Here is a 21,599-nt window from a genome sequence, read left to right on the forward strand (position 1 = left end):
CTTTTAATGGCAACAACAATACTGGCAGCAGGATGTTCTAAGCCAGCTGCAGAAAATAAAGCTGTAGAAACAAAATCCGGGTCTGACACAGATTGGGCAACAGAAATTAACTCTACGGAGAATGCTGAGGTTGATGCTGAAACAGATACTTCTGCTACAGATACTGATGCGGCAACAGGTACAGCAGATATCGAAACAACCGACGAGGCTCAGGAGGATACTGCAACTCAGGAAGAGGCTGCAACAGAAGAAGCTTCAGATGAGACCACCGTACCGGAAACAACCACAGCAAGCGACGGCACCTTTGACCGCACATATCTCGAGGAAAACAACGGTCAGTATACCTACAGACTGACAGATCAGGCGCTGATCGAAAAATATAATGAGCTTTATGCGGACGCCTTTGCAAGCGTGATAGATTCCTATAACTATGTCATGGAACAGCAGAACCAGAGCTATAATACCGGCAAGGATTATTCCGGAAGCAGTCTGGTGCTCAGGGATAATAAGGAGAACAGTTTTATGAAAACCGGCTCCTATTATGAAATGGATTACAATTTCGATCTCCACAATGTTGGTTACACCTATGTGGACCTGGACAGCGATGGAACCTATGAGATGCTTTTCGGAGTAATGCATGACAGCGATTCGGAATGGAGTAACGGAAGTGTGTTTGAGAGAGCCTTTGCGCTGGTTGATGGAAAGGTTGTAAAGATCTGCGAAGGCGGCAGTAGGGAATCATTCTGGCTTGGCTCAGACGGATACATTTACAATTACGGTAGTGGCGGAGCTGCTTACTGGGGCACGGAGAGAATGCATTTTGACGCTGCAGAGATCGCAAACAGCATGGATCTGAGAGATATTGACTGGGGTAACAGAGGATTCATGGGAGATGAGTACCTGGGCTATTACGAAAGGCCTATCCATATCACGGGAGACTACACGGACCTCTATACCGCAGCTCAAGATACGAAGAACGATATAACCGAAGATGAGTTCAATACTTTGAATGATGAGTGGGATTCAAGACAGATCATAATTGACTGGATCCAGTTCCCCGATAATTTAATAAAAAATTCCTGATTTTTTAAAAAATAATGGCACACAATTGAATTACAATAGAGAGGTAAGTTCAGATAACTAACTTGGTAATTCAATGAAAGGAAGGTCAGGATATGGCGAACTTTGATTATGATGTGTTGTTCATACAGCCTGCCAGTTTTTTATAATTCTACTTTCGGAAGATTCCATAGGAAGTGTCTCGCCATAACTCTTAACAGGATAACAAGGGCGAAGCTGCTTACCATGGCTATGGTCCAGGTGTGCATGAATTCATGCATGATGACCATGGTGATTCCACCAATAATAACGGGAAGTGCGTAAACATGCTTTACGAAAATGGCGGGCATCTGGTTTGAAAGGACATCGCGCAGAACGCCGCCGCCGACACCTGTGATAAAGCCAAGGAATACCAGAAGGAACAGGTCATCCTCGTATCCAAAGTTAGCTCCAATCATAATACCGTCTACCATGAAGGCTGCAAGTCCCAGCGTGTCTGAGATAAACAGTCCTTTGTCATATATGCCTGAGAATTTTGCAGGCATACCCTTACGATAATACATTATATAAAATACGATATTTGCCACAATTGCTGCAACAATGACATAGAATGGATTGATGAACATCTGCGGCGGGAAATTGCCCATAACGATGTCTCTGGTGAGTCCGCCTCCGCAGGCAGTCATGATGGCTAGAATGTTTACTCCGAATATGTCCATTTTCTTATGGATTCCGGTGATCGCTCCGGATATTGCAAAGGCAACTGTGCCTATAAAATCAAAAATTACTAAAAGTGATAACGACATAACTTAGTCCCTCAATATTATCTGTAATTTATTTACTATATTCTCTCAAAGCATAGTAGTAGTATTTACGCAGCTTTTCCTTAAGAGAAGCCGGTTTTATCACAACGGCATCTCTTCCCAAACGTTTGAAGTAATCCTCCAGCTGCAGCTCAGGCCAGTCGAAGTAATAGAGATCGCCTTCGATCTTTGAGACAATGGGCCTGTTCTTGGTGATTACCTTGAACATCCTTTTTCCGTATTTATTAAGCTTCACTACGGCAGATACGGTCGCCGATACAGAGTGAGGACTTCTGACAGCCTTTTCCTGAAGCTCTTTTTGCAGATTTTCATCAATATCAAATATATCTGACGTCACAAAGGCGCTCCTGATCCTGGAAATTCTGAAGGTTCTCGGAGTCTGTGAGCGTATGTCTCTGCACAGCAGGTAGTTACACTGCTCCTCCTTCGAAGGCGCTATGAAGTAGGGCTCAACGGTGAAGGAGTGATCACGCTCAGACGAAGTGGTAGTGAAGGTCATGATATGGTGAGTCTTGAGCGCTTTTTCTATATCCTCGTAGGTATCCTTGAAAATGATTGCCTCTCTTCGATCCCTTGGAATTGAAAGGTATGAATTGAACATATCCTTGAGGTATTGCGAAAGGGAAGTGTCGCGAAGCATGTTGTTTTCAATAATCCGGATTATATCATAGGATGAGCCGCTTACGGTAAGGGTCACGGCTATGTTTTTGGAGTTTGATACCTTATCGCTCTTTATGTAGGTGCTGACGATCCTATCCGCGAGCAGGGACGCATCCTTATCGGATATGAAGGTCATGCCGGTGATATCAGCCATTATGCTATTAAGCAGCGCTTCGCTGTCGCGCCTGTACTGATCGAAGTAATTGACGATGAGGACCTTGAGGAATGCGTTGAGGTTGACGGTTTCGTCCTTCTTGGTGAACTCAAAAAGCTCAGCATCGTTAATTAGTCTTGATCTTGTATCCTCAGATAAATATATTTTATATTTCTCAGTCATTGAGTACCTCTTAAATGGGGTTATGAAAAATGAAATAATAAACGTAATATACGCATTTATTATATCATATTGGGGTTGCGGAATGTAAACTAACTGCATCTTTTTATATCCATTTTCCTGAGCTATGATTAAATCACAACAAAGCCAAAGACACAAACAGCAACGTGGTTGGCAGGCAGGACTCCGGTCCCGCTCGCGGGTTCAAATCCCGCCCCGCAAGGGAGACGTGTCTTGAAGGGCAACAATAAAAGGTGCATACAGCAATTACTACCATCGACTGTCAATCGAAAAATCTGCCCGAAGGGGCAGAGGCACCTTGTTTTTGGAGGATAAAATTATGTTAGAGTTTTTAAAGAAAGAAGCGAATAAAACTAATACAGAAAACGGCGCAGTTACATACGTATCAACTCAGTCCGATTGTCTCGATATGTTCGCGACAATCGGAGCGCTTAGAGGAGCTTCCGATGATGATATAGTTTGCAGATTTATGAAGGCTTATGCAGAGGATGCTGATCTTGCAATGAAAATGCTTTTCTTTGCTAGAGATATCAGAGGCGGTCTTGGTGAGAGAAGAGTTTTCAGAGTGATCCTTGAGTTCCTTGCCATAACTGAGCCTGAATCTGTTAAAAAGAATATCGAGAACGTGGCGGAGTACGGCAGATTCGATGACCTTCTTGCTCTCATCGGCACACCTGTTGAGAAGGAAGTTATGGCTTACATCGCTAAGACCTTGAAGCACGATATCGAGATCATGGCCGGTTTTCATGCAGAAAACGAGACCGTATCACTTCTTGCAAAATGGCTCCCTTCAGTTAACACCAGCAACAAGGAAGCTGTGAAAAACGCAAGAAAGATCGCAAGAGCCATGGGTATGACAGATGCTGAGTACAGAAAAACCTTATCAGCATTAAGAACCCAGATCAAAATCATCGAGAACAACTTAAGAGAAAAGGACTACACCTTCGCTTATGAGAAGCAGCCTTCCAAGGCTTTATATAAATACAGACAGGCCTTCATCAGAAATGACAGAGCCAGATACGAGACCTTCATAAAAAGAGCAGAGGAAGATCCTTCAGTTATGCACACAGGCACCCTTGCACCTTACGATGTGATAGCTCCTGTGATAAGAAGAGCTACATTTTCCGAGGGTGAGAGACGTGCCATGAATGCAACCTGGAACGCGCTTGAGAACTTTGCAGGCGCTGAAAATTCTTTGGTTGTTGTCGACGGCTCAGGCTCCATGTACTGGGGTCAGGGTACTACTCCTGCAGCGGTTGCCCAGTCACTTGGCATCTACTTTGCAGAGAGGAATACAGGCGCTTTTCATAATCACTTCATAACCTTCTCGACCAATCCCAGATTAGTTGAGATAAAGGGTAGAGATATTGTGGAAAAGGTTCGTTACTGCATGGGCTTCAACGAGTGTGCAAACACAGATATCGAGAAGACCTTCAGCCTTATCCTCAGAACTGCGGTCAACAATAGATTGAAGCAGCCTGACATGCCTGAGAAGCTCTACATCATTTCTGATATGGAATTTGACTGCTGTGCGGGCAATGCAAAGGCTACCAACTTCGAGCATGCAAAGGCTGAATTTGCGAGATACGGCTACAAGCTTCCCCAGATAGTTTTCTGGAATGTGAACAGCCGCAATGCTCAGCAGCCTGTTAAGATGAACGACCGCGGTGTGGCACTTGTTTCAGGCTGCTCACCTCAGATATTCTCGATGTTAAAAGAGGGCGATCTCGAACCTTACAAATTTATGATGAGCGTTCTCACATCAAAAAGATATGAGAGGATAATATAATGAACACAATTGAGATAAAGGGAAAAGTAAACACAGCCATCTGCTACGCGAAGGTAGTAGAGGACGAGGCTATAGAGCAGATCCGCAGAATGTGCGACTTTCCCATGACAGAAGGCTCCAAGATAAGAATCATGCCGGACGTTCATGCGGGCAAGGGCTGCACCATCGGAACCACCATGACCATCAGGGACAAGGCGGTTCCCAACGTGGTGGGCGTGGACATAGGCTGCGGCATGTACACAGTTAATGTAGGAAAAAATCCTATCGATTTAGAGAAGCTTGACGCTGCAGCTTTTCTCATCCCTTCAGGACGTAATGTGTGGGAGGGAAGAACTGAGAGATTCGATCTGACAGAGCTTTGCTGCTACAGAATGCTGAAGGAGACAAAGCGACTCGAGAGATCTCTGGGCACACTTGGCGGCGGTAACCACTTCATCGAGGTGGACAAGGCAGCAGATGGAACCCAGTACCTGGTTATCCATTCAGGCTCAAGAAACCTTGGCAAGCAGGTGGCTGAGTATTACCAGTCACTGGCGGTTGACCTTGATAAGGGTATCGGCGAGTATTTCGAGGCAAGAGATGAGCTTATCAGAGTTTACAAGGAGCAGGGGAGACGCAATGAGATCCAGGCTGCCTTGAAAGAACTGTACAATAAAAAGTACAATGAGTTCCCCGGCACCATGCCTGCGGACCTTTGCTACTTATCAGGAAAATACTTGGAGGACTACCTTCACGATGTTGAGATCTGTCAGCGCTTTGCAACGAGAAACCGCGAAAAGATGGCAGAGATCCTGCTGGAGAAGGCGGGAATTGCAGGCGGAGAGGCTTTTCATACAGTCCACAACTACATCGACACAGATGAGATGATATTAAGAAAAGGCTCCATCGCAGCTCACAAGGGCGAGAAGGTGCTGATTCCCATAAACATGAGAGACGGCTCAGTCTTAGCAGTTGGTAAGGGCAACCCTGAGTGGAACTACTCAGCTCCCCACGGCGCAGGAAGACTTATGCCCAGAACTGCAGCCAAGAACAATATCTCCATGGAGGAGTACGAGGAGGCTATGAAGGGAGTGTTCACTTCTTCCGTGTGCGAGGCGACTTTAGATGAAGCGCCAATGGCGTATAAATCTCTTGATGACATCATCGATGTGATAAAGGAGTCGGTGGATATCGTGGATGTGATGAAGCCCATCTACAATTTCAAGGCAGCAGATTAAGTTTTGAATTTATGAAAAGTTGTCATCTGGCGGAAAAACACCGTCAGGTGACTTTTTTTATATGCGTAAAAGCGATATATTAGATAAGGTATGTTAGCTTGAAATAATAATTGCAGGAGGGAAACATGAAGAAAATTGCATTAACAAAATATACGGATTTTATAGTTGAAGAGACTACAACTCTTCTGAATATTGATTCACCCACAGGATACACTGAGGAAGCAGCGAACTGGGTGAAGAGCGAGTTTGAAAAGCTCGGTTTTAAGGCGACTAAGACAAATAAGGGCGGCGTTGTCGTTGACCTTACAGGAGAGGATAAGAATGACGGACTTCTTCTTGAGGCACACGCAGATACCCTCGGCGGAATGGTTGCAACCATTAAGGACAACGGAAGACTCGAACTTACAAATCTTGGCGGAATGAATGCCAACAATGCAGAGACTGAGAACGTGCGCGTTGTAACAAAGTTCGACGGAATTTACGAAGGAACCTTCCAGCTCAACAACGCATCACTTCACGTAAACGGTGAATACAATGACACAAAGAGAAGCTGGGATACCTGCGAGGTTGTCCTTGATGAGGATGTTAATAGCAAGGAAGATACTGAAAAGCTCGGTATTTCCGTGGGCGATTTCGTTTGCTTTGAGCCCAATGTGAGAGTTACAAAGTCAGGCTACATCAAGTCAAGATTCCTTGATGATAAGCTCAGCGTTGGAATTTTGCTGGGCCTTGCAAAGTACATCAAGGATAACAAGATTACTCCCAAGAGAGCACTTTATGCTCACATCACAGTTTTCGAAGAGGTTGGACACGGTGGATGCGGAAGCGTTCCTGAAGGTTGTACAGAAGCAATCTCAGTAGATATGGGATGTGTCGGCGACGGCCTTACCTGTACAGAGAAGCAGGTTTCCATCTGCGCTAAGGACAGCGGCGGCCCCTACAACTACGAGATCGTAAAGGGACTTGTGGAAGCTGCCAAGAAGAGCGGTGCAGACTATGCTATCGACATTTATCCTCATTACGGAAGTGATGTTGAGGCAACTCTCGAAGCAGGAAACGACTTGAAGCACGGACTTATCGGAGCAGGTGTTTATGCATCTCATGGCTATGAGAGAAGCCACAGAGATGGCGCAGAGAATGTGCTCAGACTCCTGATTCAGTACGCGCTGTAATATCACAAAAAATAGAGTGATAAATCTGTGATTATAAATGAGCTGATAAAAAATTGAAAATATAATAAAAAAAGTGAATATAGATGGGCGATCGCTACGGCGGTCGTCTTTTCGTTTTTTTAGATAGATATGGTAGAATTAGTGCATTATGAAAAAAGAAAAATTTAAATTTTTAAAAACAAAACGATTCAAGGTGATTTTAATAGTAATCCTGATACTGATCGCAGCAACTGCGTGGTATGAAATCCCGGTGACGGAGTACGTAACAATCAGCAGTGGCGGGAAGGTTACGAATCCTGTGAGGTTTGCGCTTGTGACGGACCTTCATTCGGAGCTCTACGGGGCGGACCAGGCAGACCTCATTGACAGGATCGATCGTGAGAATGTGGATGCGATTCTGTTATCAGGCGACATTGTGGATGATAGGTTCAAGGACACCACCGCACGAATTTTTATAGATAAAATCGCTGCGAAATATCCCTGCTATTACGTGTCAGGAAACCATGAATTCTGGAGTGGCAGAATAGGAGTTATAAAGGATTTCATGACTGCTGCAGGAGTTACGGTTCTTGAGGGCGCTGCAAGTCAGCTGGAGATCGGCGGGACCACGGTTGATATATGCGGAGTGGATGACCCTACCTACATGACTTCTGAGGAATTTTTTGCACAGCTGGATACGGCATTGGCTGAATCTGATGAAGATCATTTCAGGATACTTTTATCACACAGGCCTGAAAAAGTGGATATTTACGAAAACTATGACTTTGATCTTGTGCTTTGCGGACACGCTCACGGAGGACAGTGGAAAATTCCATTCACGCAGATTGGAGTTCACGCGCCGAATCAGGGCCTTTTCCCAAGGTTTGTGGATGGCGTATATGAACTCAGCAACGGCTCTAAAATGGTCGTTAGCAGAGGACTTGCCAGGTTGAGGCAACCTTATCCCAGATTCTTCAATCATCCTGAGGTTGTGATTATTGATATCACGGAATAATCGAGGATTCGACAAATAGCTGCCGAATAATCATAAAAACATAAAATCGATGACATAGACATTCCTATTTCGCCGGAAAGATAGTATAATTGCAGCTGTATACCGTTTAATATATAGGTATACGAGAGGGAATCTCTTGTTAGTTAGGAGGAAAAGAGTATGTCAAAGAAAACTATGGGGTGGATACTTGTTATTATCGGTTTATTCATGTTGTTCAAAATGGTAAGGGTATCATCATTTGGATTCTATAGCATCGGAGGCAGGGTTAACACATCTGCAATAGTGTTGGTGCTTCTGATTGTTTCCGGAATTGCTGTAGTTGTTAATAAAAACAAATTCACGTGGGGATGCTTTGTATTGTCTCTGGCATTTTTGGTTGTAGCTCTTATACTTGGCACAGAACTTTACTTTGCATATTCAACACTTACAGATGTTCTTCTCGTATTAGTTCCTGTTGTATTCGGAGCAGGCCTCATCATTAAGAGCGCTTTTGAGAAGCACAAGAAAAAGGAAAATAAATACGAGTACTAAGAATTAATGATTTTAGATATTTGAAAAAATGAGCTTGTAAAGCAGGTTGAGCTTTGCAAGCTCTTTTGACATATTATTACTGGAAAGAGAAGGAGTAAAAATGGCTAAGGAAGAACTGACTATAAATGTAAGAACTACAGGGGTTCAGGAAGTTAAGGGACACACCGGAACAGGCAGAATGATCCTTTTTGACGGGGATGCGGACTGCGAGAATTTCAAAGGAAAAATACTTCCCGGCGGCGTAGATACGCAGAAAGAACTCGATGGGAAATTCACACTTTCAGCAAGATATATTCTTGAAGGCAAGGATTTTGAGGGCAAGGATTGCAAGATTTTCGTAGAAAATAATGGCGAGCCCGGCGAGGATGGGCAGCTTAAGACTGTGCCCAGAGTGCTCACAGACAGCGAGGCGCTCTCATATCTTGAAAACAAGGCTCTCTTCGGATCAATAGAGGAGATACCGGGTGGCGTGAGGATTCACGTTTTTTCAGAAGACTGACACGAAGCTACGGGATCAGAACAGGAAAAACTGCACGCAAATTACAGCACAGGCTGCTACGACTATTAAACCGGCTGCAATGAGCTTTGTTTTGTAGGTGCTTACGTTTTTGTAGCGTCCGTTATATTCGACGGTATCTATGACCTTATATTTTTTGTCAGGAACGTTCAATTTTCCCATAATGTTAGTCCTCCCTATAGAGCGAAGATGCACAGTGTGCGTGCGCTCAGACTTTTCGTTTTGAAAATGATAGCTTTAAAATGTGTTCAAAATGGGGAGGAGAGATAAAACATTTATTAAAAAAGCTTGTAAAAAATATAATGCGAACAACAGGAATAGTGAGAGAAACGCAGATTTATGAAGGATTTTAACAGATTAAAAGAGGAGTGCCTGAGGGAGATTGCCGATTGCGGAATCGAGATCGGGCAGGTGAAATCATGGACGATCAACTCCAGAGCCAGGAGCAGATGGGGCCAGTGCAGGAAGGAAGTTGACGGGACCTTTTCAATTCAGATATCGGACCGTCTGCTTGAGGACGACCGCATCACGGAGAAGGCCTGCAAGGAGACCATTATTCATGAGATTCTGCACACCTGCAAGGGTTGCATGACGCATCAGGGAAAATGGAAGACCTACGCGGATATGATGAATCTCAGATATGGCTACAATATTAAGCGCATAACCCGCGGCGAGGAAAAGGGTGTCGAGAACTACAAACCCAAGCAGATGGCTGTGAAATACATCATGACCTGCGGTGGATGCGGCGCGACGATTTACAGAAAACGGAGCAGTAAGTTTACCAGAAATTACAGGAACTACAGCTGCACAAGATGCGGAGCTGTGGCCTGGAGCAGGAAGACGGTAAAGTAGTTTTATGATGATTGTTTGAAGCCTTGATATGGTGAGGAGCAAATAGATTTGATAGGATAATAAAGGCGTTATGGAGGTGGGAAAATGAGTTCATTAAAATATCATGCTGGAGATATTACAAAGCTGGCAGTTGATGCAATAGTTAATGCGGCTAACTCAAGTCTGTTGGGCGGTGGCGGAGTTGACGGATGCATTCACAGGGCAGCAGGTCCTGAGCTTCTAGCAGAGTGCAGAACTCTGAACGGATGAAGAACCGGTGAAGCTAAGATTACGGCAGGGTACAAGCTTCCTGCGAAGCATGTCATTCACACCGTGGGTCCGATATATAGTGGTCGCGCTTCCGATGCGCAGGATCTTAGAAACTGCTACTGGAACAGCCTGGAGCTTGCGAAGGCAAATAATCTTCACAGCATAGCTTTTCCGGGAATTTCAACGGGAGTATACGGTTATCCCAAGAAGGATGCTGCAAAGATCGCGCTTGAAACAGTTAGTGAATGGCTTGAGGCTAATCCGGATTATGAGATGGAGATAACCATCGTCAATTTTTCAGAAGAGGATTATCTTATCTATCAGACGGTTGCAGCCGAGCTGGGATGAGAAATCATCCGGAGTGTGGGGACTCCAATAGGGATGATGTGTGAATGTGTATGCTTGTGAGAGCATGCCGGAATGTTGTTATGTATTAAGTTTGTAGAGGGAATGAAAAGTATGGGATTAAATGGTTTGGTAATTGGATTTGTGGTTTTGATTTTGCTTACCGCTCTTCGCGGAAGGGACAGAGGACTGTACGGAATATTGTACGGCATTATGACCTGGGCGATGGTGATTATTCTTCTGCCGACAGCCACGGTGCGTGTATCCGATAAGCTTGGTGAGCATGAAGAGGTACGAGCTAAGGTTGAAGAGGCAGTTGATCCTTATGTGGACGTGATCGCAGTTGGATTTATCTCTGACAAGATCAGCGGTATGGTTGCGGAGTCGGGACTTCTTAATGATTCTCTTAAGGGTATTGAGGGAAGTGAAGAGCTGTTGAAGGAGTATGAGAAGATGGCTCTGGGCGAGGAGCTTGATGCCGATAAGGTGAAGGATATGATCTTCGGTGAGGGTAGTGGTACGGGAACAGAGGCTCTTGGCGAGGAGCTAGATGCCGATAAGCTGAAGGATATGGTCTTTGGCGAGGGCAGCGGTACTGAGAAAGAGGCTTTCGGAGATGGTGATAAGCAAGACTCTGGAGAGGCCAGTGATGCTGAGAAGGGGGTTCTTGGCGAGGGTGATGGGGTTAAGTTGCCGTCTATTGTCAGGGATCAGGCTAAGGCTATCATTGTAGACTATGTAATTTATTTGATTTCAGTTGTCATCGGTTATATCTTAATTAAGCTACTGGCTGCCTTTGCAGGAATGTTCATCAAGAGCTTCCTGTCAGACCACAAGCGCTCCGACATCGATAACCTGGGAACCCTGTGGGGATTCGCCGAGGGTGTTCTCTATGTGTTTGTTGCACTTCTTCTTGTGTCAGCTGTGGCCCAGACCGGATTTGGCAAACTTATGGTGGCTATGGTCACCCAGAATAATATATTGAAGTATATGTACGAGAATAATGTGCTGAGATTCGTGCTTGAGAATATGCCGAAGATTTGAGGCGGGATGTAATATTGGAATATTTGTCGGGAATATTCGTTAGTAATGGTGAGCGGTAGCCGTAGGGCTGCCGCTTTTTAAGATATAGGAAATTTCTCCGAAATTCCTATATCATAAAAAGCGCTCCGCTATGGATGCGCACTCGCGCGATAGGAATATGTTGCCTTCAGCAACCGCGCTCGGCGCGAGAATGTCGCAAGCGACATTCTTTCTTGTTGCTTTTTGTGTAGTGGAGGGATTTGTTGATGGGTAGGGGAATTGTTAGTGGGAGGGTTCATCCGGCAGGGACTATTTTGGTTGAACAGACGTAAATCAAGTTGAGATTATGAGGGAGCGTTCATCCGGTTGGGGTAATATTTGTGAAATAGGTGTAACGCTTGAATAAGAAAATTAACGGAATTACGTTTGCAGTACGCCGATACCTCTTTCAACAAGATTTCTGACTGAAAAAAGTATGCGGGGGAGAAAAGCTAGAAGTGTGGGAAAGCTGATAGGGGATGAAAAGTTCAGTCAACCTTCCGGTAAGAAAGTATTCCGGCGTAAAGGGGTTCAGAAATGTATTCTGTTATCCGTGAAGCGATACGTCAATAGAGCACAAAAGGGAGCAATAGACTGAAAAACACACCAATTTATGGTATAAACATGTGGGGAAAAAATAATAGAGTTTCGTTGACACAAGCGATTTAATGCTTTAAAATTGCACTTAATTGAATAAGCTATCTTCAGGGCAGGGTGCGATTCCCTACCGGCGGTAAAGCCCGCGAGCCGAAAGGCATGATCCGGTGAGATTCCGGGGCCGACAGTATAGTCTGGATGGAAGAAGATGTGATACTTTTTAGCATGTTTGTCCCTGAGAATATTTATGTTCTCAGGGATTTTTATATCACCGGAAATTTTTGAAACGGCGGTGATGGGCTGGATGAATGCCCTATAAATGCAGAGAGTAACGTGAATGTCCTGAATAGTAATGTTCAGGACTTTTTCTTTTGTTGCACAAGACCGGCAAGCGAATGGATGCTTGCATACAAATTCATTTGCCGGTTGTAAGAACATGGAGCACGAAGTGCGGAATGTTCGTGTGCGAAATCGAGTAGGAGTCAGGCTCGATTTAGAAATACCTTCTGAAGGCTTATAAAAGGAAAAGGTTCCGCTAGGGATTTTTATCCGGAAATAAAGCGGACAGCGGGGAGATATGCGAAGAAGTAAAGGGGAATGAAGGTATGAACGATGAAATGTATATGAGGCGGGCGCTGGAGCTGGCCGTCAAGGGGCGGGGGTACACGAATCCGAATCCCATGGTGGGTGCGGTGATTGTGAAAGATGGAAGAATAATCGGCGAGGGCTACCATGAAAAGTACGGGCAGCTTCATGCTGAGAGGAATGCGCTGAAGAACTGCACCGAGAGTGCGGAGGGCGCCACGATATATGTGACCTTGGAGCCGTGCTGTCATTACGGGAAAACTCCTCCCTGCACCGAGGCCATCATAGAGAGCGGAATTAAAAGAGTTGTTGTGGGGATGCTGGACGTAAATCCTGTGGTTGCAGGCAATGGGGTGCGAATCCTGGAGGAACACGGAATCGAAGTAACCGTGGGAGTCTTGGAGGAGGAATGCCGAAAACTGAACAAGATTTTTATTAAATATATTTCTGAAAAAATCCCTTTTGTAACAATGAAATATGCCATGACATCCGATGGGAAAATTGCGACGGTGACCGGCCAGTCAAAGTGGATAACCGGCACAAGTTCCAGGGAAAATGTGCATAGAACAAGACACACCATGATGGGCATCATGGTGGGAGTCGGGACAGTGATAGTAGATGATCCCATGCTGGATGTGAGATTGTCGGAGTTTGCAGAAGGAAGTACCTCAATAGATAGTGCATCAAAAGAAAAGGGGAACATTTGCGACAGGGAATCCAGAGAACCCATGAACCCCATAAGAATCATCTGTGACAGCAATCTGTGCACACCGCCCGATGCAAGAGTGGTGCGTACTGCAAAGGATATCAGAACCATAATCGCTACGGTTTCCGATGATGCTGAAAAGATAAAAATGTTTGAGGACAAGGGCTGTGAGGTTGTAAAGGTTGATGCTTTTAACGGAAAGGTTGATCTTAAAAAGCTCATGATAATACTTGGCGAAATAGGTATAGACAGCATTCTTCTTGAAGGCGGTGGAGAGCTGAATTTCAGTGCCATGAAGGCGCAGATAGTTGATGAGGTTCAGATTTACATGGCGCCAAAGATTTTCGGAGGGTGCGCGAAGTCACCGGTTGGAGGTAGAGGAATCGAGAACATTGATGAGGCTGTGAAGCTTAACCCCATTAAGGTGGAAATGTTTGACGGTGATATTTTCATAGAGAATGAGGTGATCTATGGGGATGAAGCCATGAACATTAGCGGTGGTGAATTGCAGCCAGGAATGGAGGCGCTATGTTTACAGGCATAATTGAGGAGATAGGAAAAGTGCAGTCCCTTAAAAGGGACAGTAAAGAGAGCCGCCTGGTGATAGGAGCAACGAAGGTTCTTGAGGATGTTCATATAGGTGACAGCATCGCTGTGAATGGGGTGTGCCTTACGGTTGTCAGCTTTTCATCAGGGGGGTTCACAGTTGATGTGATGAATGAGACCTTTATGAGGTCCAGCCTTGGGCAGCTTCGAATAGGCGAGGAGGTTAATCTGGAGAGAGCCATGGCTGCAAATGGCAGGTTTGGCGGCCATATCGTCAGCGGTCACATCGACGGCACCGGGAGAATAAAGTCAGTGTTCGATGATGGCAATGCGAAGTGGTACGAGATCGGCGTAGGCTCAGAGCTCCTTGAGGGAATCGTGATGAAGGGCTCTGTTGCGATTGACGGAATCAGCCTCACGGTTGCCAGGGTGACTACTTCGAGCTTTGCGGTTTCGATTATTCCGCACACGCTTGATGCCACGATCCTAAGGGGGAAAAGGGCAGGCCAGGTTGTAAACATCGAGACCGACATGATCGGAAAATATATAAAAAAGTTTGTGAAGGATGATAAGGGAAGGGAGAGCGTTTATGAAAAGATTAGTCGAGGAAGCTATTGAAGAGCTGAAAAGGGGTAAGCTGATCCTCGTCGTGGATGATGAGGACAGGGAAAACGAGGGGGATCTTATTTGTGCAGCGGAGTTTGCGACAACGGAAAATGTGAACTTCATGGCGAGCAAGGCGAAGGGACTTATCTGCATGCCTATGAGCAGTGAATATGCTGAGAGGCTGCAGTTTTATCCTATGACAAAGGTGAACACCGACAACCATGAGACTGCGTTTACAGTATCTATCGATCATAAGGATACCACCACTGGAATCTCAGCGAAGGAGCGTGGCCTGACTGCAAGAATGGTGGTTTCGGAAGATGCCACTGCTGCGGATTTTAGAAGACCGGGGCACATGTTTCCGCTTGTTGCAAAGGAAGGCGGAGTGCTGGTAAGGGGCGGTCACACCGAGGCGACAGTTGATCTTATGAGGCTTGCAGGCCTTAAGGAGTGCGGACTCTGTTGTGAGATCATGGCAGAGAACGGCTCCATGATGAGACGAAAAGAGCTTGAGAAATTCGCTTCTGAAAATGATCTCGTGATGATCACAATTGAGGAGCTCAAGGAATACCGCAAGATTTTTGACACTATAGTTGAGTGTTCTTCAATTGCGAAGATGCCCACAAAGTACGGTGAATTCATGGCTCACTGCTATGTAAACAAGATCACCGGTGAGCACCATGTGGCACTTGTTAAGGGCGACATCGGGGATGGCGAGGATGTGCTTTGCAGAGTTCATTCTGAGTGCCTCACAGGAGATGTGTTTGGTTCCATGAGATGCGACTGCGGTCAGCAGCTTGAGGCAGCCATGAAGATGATCGAGGAAGAGGGCAGAGGAATTCTTCTATACATGAGGCAGGAAGGAAGAGGCATCGGTCTTGTGAATAAGCTGAAGGCATACAAGCTTCAGGAGGAAGGAATGGATACTCTTGATGCCAACATCGCTTTGGGATTCCCCGGAGACCTCAGAGAGTACTACGTGGGAGCCCAGATTTTAAGGGAGATTGGAGTGAAGTCACTTAATTTACTGACCAATAATCCGGACAAGGTGTATCAGCTTAAGGACTACGGGATCTCCATAAATAAGAGAGTGCCTATCGAAATAGAGGCCAATGTGTTTGACCTGTTTTACCTTCAGACAAAGAGAGCCAGAATGGGGCATCTCTTGAGAGTGTGATGGGGCAATTTTCATAAAGAAAAGATATGGGCGAAGCCCGAAATAAAAGGCATAAAAAATAAATTCAAAATAAAAAAACAACAGGAGGAGTTTTAATCATGAAAACATTCGAAGGAAAGTTAGTATCAGAGGGAATCAAGGTGGGAATTGTTGCTGCAAGGTTCAACGAGTTCATCACTTCAAAGCTTCTTGGAGGCGCAGTGGACGCACTCACAAGAGAGAACGTTAATGAGGATGATATAGATGTGGCCTGGGTTCCCGGCGCTTTTGAGATTCCGCTGGTGGCATCAAAAATGGCAAAGAGCGGAAAGTATGATGCAATCATCTGCCTTGGAGCAGTTATCCGTGGTTCAACCTCACATTACGATTATGTATGCGCTGAGGTGTCAAAGGGAATCGCGCAGGTCAGCTTAAATGAAGGACTTCCCGTGATGTTCGGCGTTCTTACAACTGACACGATCGAGCAGGCAATCGAGCGCGCAGGCACAAAGGCAGGTAACAAGGGCTTTGAGTGTGGTCAGGGTGCTATCGAGATGGTGAACGTCATCAGACAGATCGGAGCCTGAGAATATTTAGAGGGAATTATGCATCCTGCTATGGCGAAGGAGCAGCGCTGGACTTATAATTACATAAAAGAAAGGAAGGTTACTTATGGAAACTTGGTTTTATGTAGTAGAAAGCATCGAAGGTGATTACGCAAATTTGCGTAGAACCGATATTGAATCTGATGATCTTAAGCTCGTAGCGCGTGCTCTTTTACCTGAGGGGATTGCAGAGGGAACGCAGCTGAAGTATGAGCTCATGCAGTATACGATCGTGTAAAAAGTGCCTATAAAAGTTTACTTGGAGGAGAGGCTATGAAAATGCTTTGGAGGCTCAGCCGGGAGGCAATCCGGTATAGAACACTGTATGTTATTGCGATTTTATCTACACTGATGCTCACGGCGGTGAACCTTATTGCGCCAAAGCTGCTCTCGTCCATGACTGGAATTGTGGAAAGAGGCGTTGATGATGCGGGACTTCGGAAAATCGGCGTTCTGACAGCAGGTCTTGTGGTGCTGTATCTTTTGCGTATCCTTTTCAGATTCCTTAGTAATTACCTGGCACACAAGGCGGCGTGGTACCTGGTTGGAGACATGCGAACCAAGGTCTATGACAAGGTCGAGCGCATGCATCTGGGATTTTTCCACGACAAGCAGACAGGTGACCTCATGAGCCGCGTGGTCAATGACACCAGGGATTTCGAGCTTCTCTACGCTCACATCATCCCCGAGACCATCACCAACATCGTGACCTTCGTTGGTGTTCTTGTGGTGCTTCTTACCATCAATTTCAAGCTGGCGCTTATCACCTGCATGCCTATTCCGCTTATTCTTCTGTCAGGTGTTATCTTCTCAAAAAAGGTCCGCCCGTACTTCAGAGCTTCTCAGAAAAAGATGGGCGAGCTTAACGGAAAGCTTCAAGACAACTTTTCAGGTATTCAGGAAATCCAGTCCTTCGGCCGTGAGGAATACGAGTCGGGAAAAGTGGATGTTCAGAACTTTGAGCACATCCGCGCAATGCTCCAGGCCCTTAAATTAAGCGGCATTTTTCATCCATCTGTGGAATTCATATCGTCCCTCGGGACCATCCTCGTGGTGGGCTTTGGCGGATATCTGGCCTATCAGGGCGGCATCGACGTGGAGGACATCGTGGCGTTCCTTCTGTATCTTAGTCTGTTCTACGGCCCCATTACCGGCATGGCGAATCTTCTTGAAAATATGCAGCAGTCCATGGCAGGCGCAGAGCGCGTTCTGGCTGTTCTTGATACTCCCTGTGAGATTCAGGATAAGCCCGGTGCAAGGGATATCAGGGATGTTAGCGGCGACATACAATTTGAGCACGTGAGCTTTTCATACGGTGACGACATACCGGTTCTGAAGGACGTATCCTTCCATTGTGAGCCGGGAAAAATGCTGGCGCTTGTTGGTCCCACAGGTGTAGGAAAAACAACACTTATGCAGCTTATCTCAAGATTCTATGAACCCACTTCGGGTAAGATTCTTATTGACGGAAATGATATTCAGGATGTGACCCTTGAAAGTCTGAGGCGGAACATTTCTCCTGTTTTGCAGGATACGTTTCTCTTTAACGGAACAATCGCTGAGAATATCGGCTATGCGGTGCCGGAGGCTTCTCTCGATGAGATCATGGAGGCTGCAAAGGCTGCGGATATTCACGATAGCATCATGCTGATGCCCCAGGGGTATGACACCCAGGTGGGTGAGCGTGGTCTTCGCTTGTCAGGCGGTCAGAAGCAGCGCGTGGCTATAGCAAGGGCTATTCTTAGAAAGTCACCTATTATCATTTTGGATGAAGCGACTGCGTCCGTGGACGTTGAGACAGAGAGACAGATTCAGAAGTCTATCAGCGGTATCGCAGGAAAGCACACTATTATCGCAATTGCCCACAGACTTTCTACCATTCGCAATGCGGATAAGATTCTCGTTATCGAGGATGGCTCCATTGTGGAGGAGGGTACACATGATGAGCTTGTGGCGCTGGGCGGTAGCTATGCAAGGATGAATAAGATCCAGACAAGTGGTATCAGTGCGTAAAAGTGTTGTGTTGACAAAATAGAATAAATGGATTATATTGACTATAAAGTAAAATGTAGTCAAAAAGGATGTGAATAGATTTGCCTAAGAGTTATTCGAATCAGGAAAGGGAATATATCGTAAAACGCCTTAAGGAAGAGGCGGTGAAGTGCCTGTCACAGTATGGAGTTCGCCGCACCACAGTAGATGAGCTTGTAAAGCGCGTGGGTATTCCCAAGGGTACCTTTTACCTGTTTTATAAATCTAAAGAGCTGCTATTATTTGAGGTAATTCAGGAGCAGCACGATGCGATCAATAACGACCTGGCTGCTGCACTTTCTGTTATTTCAAGGAAGGCCATTACAGCAGATACTCTGACAGACCTGATTTTTGATTTCTTTAAGAAGACAGAGGAGATGCCGATACTTAAGCTTCTTGATACCGATGAGGTGGAGCTCCTTGTGAGAAAGCTTCCCAAGGAAGTGGTGGAGACACATCTTCAGGATGATACAGATACCATAGGCCAGATGCTTTCCATGTTCCCGGTGAAAAAGGATGTGGACGTAAAGGCGATCAGTGCAGCGTTTCATGCTATATATTTTGCAACGTTGCATAAAGCAGATATCGGAGAAGACAGCTATGATGAGGCCTTGAAGATACTGATACGCGGAGTGGTGAGTCAGCTGATGTGATTAGTTTAATGATCAGGAAGAGATAGTTAAGATTAGAGGATATTGTAATTAAAAATATGTAGTCCGTTGGATGAAGTATTTTGATGATATGAACATAATGAGTCCGGTGAAAAGCCGGACTTTAAACAAATCTTTAATTGACTAAATATTTACATATAGACAAATGGATATGAGGAGACGATATGATACAAGTAAAAAATCTTACCTTCAGCTATACCAAAAAGCCCTTTATTAAGGACATGAATTTCTCAGTAAATGAGGGAGAGATCTTCGGATTCCTTGGGCCCTCCGGCGCGGGAAAGAGCACACTTCAAAAGATTCTCCTCGGTATGCTTCCGGGATATCGGGGTTCAGCAATTGTTGGTGGCATGGAGTGCAGGGAACATGGTTCAGAGTTCTATCAGTCCATCGGAGTGGATTTCGAGTATTCGACCATGTACGAGAAGCTCTCAGCCAGAGAGAACCTTGAGTTCTTTTCATCTCTTTATGACAAAAGAGCGCGCTCTATTGACGAGCTTCTTATGGCGGTTGGACTTGAAAATGACGCCGATAAGCGGGTTTCGGATTTTTCAAAGGGAATGAAGAGCCGCCTGAACTTCATAAAGGCTCTGGTGCATGACCCTAAGCTCCTGTTTCTGGATGAGCCTACAAGCGGACTTGATCCTGCAAACAATCGTCTAATGAAGGACATGATCCTGGAGGAGAAGAAAAGAGGTAAGACCATTCTTCTTACAACTCACAATATGCAGGATGCAACTGAGCTCTGCGACAGAGTTGCGTTCATCGTGGGTGGACAGATCTATGCCATGGACAGCCCGCACAACCTGATAATGTCAAAGGGAGCAGCCGTTGTCACCTACACCTGGATCCAGAATGGTGAGCAGACTGCCAGCTGCGAACTGGAGAAGATGTCAGAGGACAAGCAGCTGCAGGAGCTTATCGCTAAGAATCAGCTTCAGTCAATTCACAGCAGCGAACCGACACTTAATGATATTTTCATGGAGATCACGGGGAGGACGCTGGTATGAGAAGGTGGTTAAATCTTTTCATTTGGAATATGAGATTTCAGGCAAGATACGGTTTCTACCTGCTATATGCGTTTCTTACAATTTTTTATACGGTTGTGCTATTTGCACTCCCTATCACCTGGAGAGGTAAGACCGCTGCAATGCTGATATTTTCTGATCCTGCAGCTATGGGACTTTTCTTCATGGGTGCGATTGTCTTACTTGAAAAGAGCCAGCGGGTAACTGCTTTCTTTGCTATTACTCCGCTTAAGGCCTTTGAATATGTGCTCTCAAAGGTGCTGTCACTAAATGCGATAGCCCTTGTGGTAGCAGGTGTACTTGCTTATGTATCAGGTAGCAGACAGGTCTTTTTAGTGCTTGTAGGAACATTTTTATCAGGCGCGATTTTTACACTTTTTGGAGTGCTTGTTGCTACTAAGATAACGAGCCTTAATCAGTTTATTCTGTTCACGGTTCCTGTAGAGGCAGCCGGCTTTTTACCAGCAATTTTGCATCTGTTTGGAATTACTCCGGACTATCTGAAATACTATCCTGCCAATGCCTGCATGGATTTGGTGTCTGGAAGAGGTGTTACATTTATTGGACTGCTATTTACAGTTGCACTAATTATTTTCTTGTTTTACTTTGCCTGCCACGAGATGCTTAGAATGTGGCAGGAACAGGGAGGCGCGAAGATATGAGAACTATTAGAATCAGTTTTATACATATGCTGGGATTTGTTCGAAGGGACATGATGCTTCTGGCTGCCGGTGTTTCGCCCATTTTTATTGGACTGGTAATTCGACTTGGAATCCCTTTTTCTGAAAAGATGCTTACGGAAATGACAGGGCTTCCCTATGTTCTTGTGCCATATTTTAGTCTGTTTGATATTTTATATGCCGCGATTATACCGGTTATATTTTGCTTCATAACCGCTATGGTAATGCTTGAAGAGCGCGATGATCACATCGACAGATATCTCTTTGTTACACAGCTTGGACGCTTCGGCTACTATGTTTCAAGAGTTGTATTGCCGGCTGCATTTTCCTTTGTGGTGACTGCGATTCTGCTTCCTGCTTGCAAGCTTTCGGATTTATCTGTACTTGAATTGTTATTCCTTTCTCTTGCAGGAACTCTTCAGGGAATCATCATCGCTCTTCTTGTGGTGGGCTTTTCTGCCAACAAGCTTGAAGGTATGGCAGTTACGAAGGTTTCATCTCTTGTGATGCTGGGATCTCTAGCGCCCTACTTTATCCCAGGGCCTTACAGGTATCTCCTTTCCTTCATGCCATCCTTCTGGACAGGGATGGTGATAACTGAGAAGCAGCCAATTTTCATGCTTGTGTCTGTTCTTGTTGCTGCGCTGTGGATAGTTGTTTTGTGGAAAAAAGTGGGGCGGAAAAATAACTGAGACAACTAGAAGGTGGATTTGGGTAGAAATAGTTGTCTGGAAAAAGAATTGGAACAACTAGATAGTATAT

Annotated in this window: 22 protein-coding genes, 1 pseudogene and 1 riboswitch; of the genes and pseudogenes, 20 read left to right on the forward strand and 3 right to left on the reverse strand. The window is 45.3% G+C overall.

What is annotated here, in order from left to right:
* Positions 1–6 precede the first annotated feature (6 nt).
* On the forward strand, positions 7–1,083 hold the full coding sequence (locus G587_RS0118715; protein ID WP_026493488.1) for a hypothetical protein: 1,077 nt from the start codon (positions 7–9) through the stop codon (positions 1,081–1,083).
* 140 nt (positions 1,084–1,223) lie between these two features.
* Here the strand turns inward: G587_RS0118715 and G587_RS0118720 are convergent, their stop codons facing one another.
* Together G587_RS0118720 and G587_RS0118725 are read right to left on the reverse strand one after the other, a co-directional pair.
* The gene (locus G587_RS0118720; RefSeq protein WP_026493489.1) at positions 1,224–1,865 is read right to left on the reverse strand and encodes a trimeric intracellular cation channel family protein; all 642 of its coding nucleotides are present in this window, start codon (positions 1,863–1,865) and stop codon (positions 1,224–1,226) included.
* Between the two features lie 28 nt (positions 1,866–1,893).
* Positions 1,894–2,880: a WYL domain-containing protein gene (locus G587_RS0118725; RefSeq protein WP_026493490.1), complete on the reverse strand. Its 987-nt coding sequence runs from the start codon at positions 2,878–2,880 to the stop codon at positions 1,894–1,896.
* Positions 2,881–3,217: 337 nt separating this feature from the next.
* On the opposite strand from G587_RS0118725, the gene G587_RS0118730 reads away from it, so the two are divergent.
* The 6 genes from G587_RS0118730 (at position 3,218) to G587_RS23590 (ending at position 9,100) form a co-directional block, all read left to right on the forward strand.
* Positions 3,218–4,687, forward strand: coding sequence for a DUF2828 family protein (locus G587_RS0118730; RefSeq protein ID WP_026493491.1), 1,470 nt, complete (start codon positions 3,218–3,220; stop codon positions 4,685–4,687).
* Positions 4,687–5,904, forward strand: a complete 1,218-nt coding sequence (locus G587_RS0118735; RefSeq protein ID WP_026493492.1) for an RNA-splicing ligase RtcB — start codon at positions 4,687–4,689, stop codon at positions 5,902–5,904. Before G587_RS0118730 ends, G587_RS0118735 begins: the two co-directional genes overlap by 1 nt.
* 125 nt (positions 5,905–6,029) lie before the next feature.
* Positions 6,030–7,076, forward strand: a complete 1,047-nt coding sequence (locus G587_RS0118740; RefSeq protein WP_026493493.1) for a M42 family metallopeptidase — start codon at positions 6,030–6,032, stop codon at positions 7,074–7,076.
* A 193-nt stretch (positions 7,077–7,269) separates the two neighbouring features.
* Positions 7,270–8,070, forward strand: a complete 801-nt coding sequence (locus G587_RS0118745; protein WP_196812622.1) for a metallophosphoesterase — start codon at positions 7,270–7,272, stop codon at positions 8,068–8,070.
* Between the two features lie 159 nt (positions 8,071–8,229).
* A complete protein-coding gene (locus G587_RS0118750; RefSeq protein WP_026493495.1) occupies positions 8,230–8,601 on the forward strand; it encodes a hypothetical protein in 372 nt (123 codons plus the stop codon).
* Positions 8,602–8,701: 100 nt separating this feature from the next.
* Positions 8,702–9,100 carry a hypothetical protein gene (locus G587_RS23590; RefSeq protein WP_035787341.1) on the forward strand — a complete coding sequence of 133 codons (399 nt, stop codon included), beginning with the start codon at positions 8,702–8,704 and terminating at the stop codon, positions 9,098–9,100.
* Between the two features lie 15 nt (positions 9,101–9,115).
* Here the strand turns inward: G587_RS23590 and G587_RS25705 are convergent, their stop codons facing one another.
* Positions 9,116–9,280 carry a hypothetical protein gene (locus G587_RS25705; protein ID WP_155829625.1) on the reverse strand — a complete coding sequence of 55 codons (165 nt, stop codon included), beginning with the start codon at positions 9,278–9,280 and terminating at the stop codon, positions 9,116–9,118.
* Between the two features lie 177 nt (positions 9,281–9,457).
* Here G587_RS25705 and G587_RS23595 point away from each other — a divergent pair, with 177 nt between their 5' ends.
* From G587_RS23595 to G587_RS0118825, 13 genes and pseudogenes are all read left to right on the forward strand, one after another.
* The gene (locus tag G587_RS23595) at positions 9,458–9,970 is read left to right on the forward strand and encodes a SprT-like domain-containing protein (protein ID WP_051201158.1); all 513 of its coding nucleotides are present in this window, start codon (positions 9,458–9,460) and stop codon (positions 9,968–9,970) included.
* A gap of 84 nt (positions 9,971–10,054) precedes the next feature.
* A pseudogene (locus G587_RS23600) lies at positions 10,055–10,567 on the forward strand (O-acetyl-ADP-ribose deacetylase).
* 111 nt (positions 10,568–10,678) lie between these two features.
* Positions 10,679–11,608, forward strand: coding sequence for a hypothetical protein (locus tag G587_RS0118775; protein WP_026493496.1), 930 nt, complete (start codon positions 10,679–10,681; stop codon positions 11,606–11,608).
* A gap of 714 nt (positions 11,609–12,322) precedes the next feature.
* Positions 12,323–12,437, forward strand: a riboswitch (FMN riboswitch).
* 391 nt (positions 12,438–12,828) lie between these two features.
* Positions 12,829–14,058, forward strand: coding sequence for a bifunctional diaminohydroxyphosphoribosylaminopyrimidine deaminase/5-amino-6-(5-phosphoribosylamino)uracil reductase RibD (ribD, locus tag G587_RS23605; RefSeq protein ID WP_081679526.1), 1,230 nt, complete (start codon positions 12,829–12,831; stop codon positions 14,056–14,058).
* Positions 14,043–14,678, forward strand: a complete 636-nt coding sequence (gene ribE, locus G587_RS0118785) for a riboflavin synthase (RefSeq protein ID WP_026493497.1) — start codon at positions 14,043–14,045, stop codon at positions 14,676–14,678. Before ribD ends, ribE begins: the two co-directional genes overlap by 16 nt.
* Positions 14,650–15,843: a bifunctional 3,4-dihydroxy-2-butanone-4-phosphate synthase/GTP cyclohydrolase II gene (locus G587_RS0118790; RefSeq protein ID WP_026493498.1), complete on the forward strand. Its 1,194-nt coding sequence runs from the start codon at positions 14,650–14,652 to the stop codon at positions 15,841–15,843. Before ribE ends, G587_RS0118790 begins: the two co-directional genes overlap by 29 nt.
* A 98-nt stretch (positions 15,844–15,941) precedes the next feature.
* Positions 15,942–16,409, forward strand: a complete 468-nt coding sequence (gene ribH, locus G587_RS0118795; RefSeq protein ID WP_026493499.1) for a 6,7-dimethyl-8-ribityllumazine synthase — start codon at positions 15,942–15,944, stop codon at positions 16,407–16,409.
* Positions 16,410–16,494: 85 nt separating this feature from the next.
* Positions 16,495–16,665 (forward strand): hypothetical protein, encoded by a 171-nt coding sequence (locus G587_RS0118800; RefSeq protein WP_026493500.1) that lies wholly within the window; start codon positions 16,495–16,497, stop codon positions 16,663–16,665.
* 35 nt (positions 16,666–16,700) lie between these two features.
* Positions 16,701–18,440: an ABC transporter ATP-binding protein gene (locus tag G587_RS0118805; protein WP_026493501.1), complete on the forward strand. Its 1,740-nt coding sequence runs from the start codon at positions 16,701–16,703 to the stop codon at positions 18,438–18,440.
* An 80-nt stretch (positions 18,441–18,520) separates the two neighbouring features.
* Complete coding sequence (locus G587_RS0118810; protein WP_026493502.1) at positions 18,521–19,111, forward strand: TetR/AcrR family transcriptional regulator; 591 nt, start codon at positions 18,521–18,523, stop codon at positions 19,109–19,111.
* Positions 19,112–19,293: 182 nt separating this feature from the next.
* The gene (locus G587_RS0118815; RefSeq protein ID WP_026493503.1) at positions 19,294–20,139 is read left to right on the forward strand and encodes an ABC transporter ATP-binding protein; all 846 of its coding nucleotides are present in this window, start codon (positions 19,294–19,296) and stop codon (positions 20,137–20,139) included.
* Positions 20,136–20,819: a hypothetical protein gene (locus tag G587_RS0118820; RefSeq protein ID WP_026493504.1), complete on the forward strand. Its 684-nt coding sequence runs from the start codon at positions 20,136–20,138 to the stop codon at positions 20,817–20,819. The genes G587_RS0118815 and G587_RS0118820 overlap by 4 nt, the downstream gene beginning before the upstream one ends.
* Complete coding sequence (locus tag G587_RS0118825; protein WP_026493505.1) at positions 20,816–21,529, forward strand: ABC transporter permease; 714 nt, start codon at positions 20,816–20,818, stop codon at positions 21,527–21,529. Before G587_RS0118820 ends, G587_RS0118825 begins: the two co-directional genes overlap by 4 nt.
* Positions 21,530–21,599: the final 70 nt, after the last annotated feature.

Source organism: Butyrivibrio sp. XPD2002, assembly GCF_000423945.1.
In the GTDB taxonomy this organism is placed as follows: domain Bacteria; phylum Bacillota; class Clostridia; order Lachnospirales; family Lachnospiraceae; genus Butyrivibrio.

Bases quoted from the DNA above. Each gene is read 5' to 3' on its own strand.
- G587_RS0118750 (WP_026493495.1), top strand. From the start codon at position 8,230: ATGTCAAAGAAAACTATGGGGTGGATACTTGTTATTATCGGTTTATTC.
- G587_RS23595 (WP_051201158.1), top strand. From the start codon at position 9,458: ATGAAGGATTTTAACAGATTAAAAGAGGAGTGCCTGAGGGAGATTGCC.
- G587_RS0118735 (WP_026493492.1), top strand. From the start codon at position 4,687: ATGAACACAATTGAGATAAAGGGAAAAGTAAACACAGCCATCTGCTAC.
- G587_RS0118720 (WP_026493489.1), bottom strand. From the start codon at position 1,865: ATGTCGTTATCACTTTTAGTAATTTTTGATTTTATAGGCACAGTTGCC.
- G587_RS0118775 (WP_026493496.1), top strand. From the start codon at position 10,679: ATGGGATTAAATGGTTTGGTAATTGGATTTGTGGTTTTGATTTTGCTT.
- G587_RS0118730 (WP_026493491.1), top strand. From the start codon at position 3,218: ATGTTAGAGTTTTTAAAGAAAGAAGCGAATAAAACTAATACAGAAAAC.
- G587_RS0118805 (WP_026493501.1), top strand. From the start codon at position 16,701: ATGAAAATGCTTTGGAGGCTCAGCCGGGAGGCAATCCGGTATAGAACA.
- G587_RS0118825 (WP_026493505.1), top strand. From the start codon at position 20,816: ATGAGAACTATTAGAATCAGTTTTATACATATGCTGGGATTTGTTCGA.
- G587_RS0118815 (WP_026493503.1), top strand. From the start codon at position 19,294: ATGATACAAGTAAAAAATCTTACCTTCAGCTATACCAAAAAGCCCTTT.
- G587_RS0118715 (WP_026493488.1), top strand. From the start codon at position 7: ATGGCAACAACAATACTGGCAGCAGGATGTTCTAAGCCAGCTGCAGAA.
- ribH (WP_026493499.1), top strand. From the start codon at position 15,942: ATGAAAACATTCGAAGGAAAGTTAGTATCAGAGGGAATCAAGGTGGGA.
- G587_RS0118740 (WP_026493493.1), top strand. From the start codon at position 6,030: ATGAAGAAAATTGCATTAACAAAATATACGGATTTTATAGTTGAAGAG.
- G587_RS0118790 (WP_026493498.1), top strand. From the start codon at position 14,650: ATGAAAAGATTAGTCGAGGAAGCTATTGAAGAGCTGAAAAGGGGTAAG.
- G587_RS0118820 (WP_026493504.1), top strand. From the start codon at position 20,136: ATGAGAAGGTGGTTAAATCTTTTCATTTGGAATATGAGATTTCAGGCA.
- G587_RS25705 (WP_155829625.1), bottom strand. From the start codon at position 9,280: ATGGGAAAATTGAACGTTCCTGACAAAAAATATAAGGTCATAGATACC.
- G587_RS23590 (WP_035787341.1), top strand. From the start codon at position 8,702: ATGGCTAAGGAAGAACTGACTATAAATGTAAGAACTACAGGGGTTCAG.
- G587_RS0118800 (WP_026493500.1), top strand. From the start codon at position 16,495: ATGGAAACTTGGTTTTATGTAGTAGAAAGCATCGAAGGTGATTACGCA.
- ribD (WP_081679526.1), top strand. From the start codon at position 12,829: ATGAACGATGAAATGTATATGAGGCGGGCGCTGGAGCTGGCCGTCAAG.
- G587_RS0118725 (WP_026493490.1), bottom strand. From the start codon at position 2,880: ATGACTGAGAAATATAAAATATATTTATCTGAGGATACAAGATCAAGA.
- ribE (WP_026493497.1), top strand. From the start codon at position 14,043: ATGTTTACAGGCATAATTGAGGAGATAGGAAAAGTGCAGTCCCTTAAA.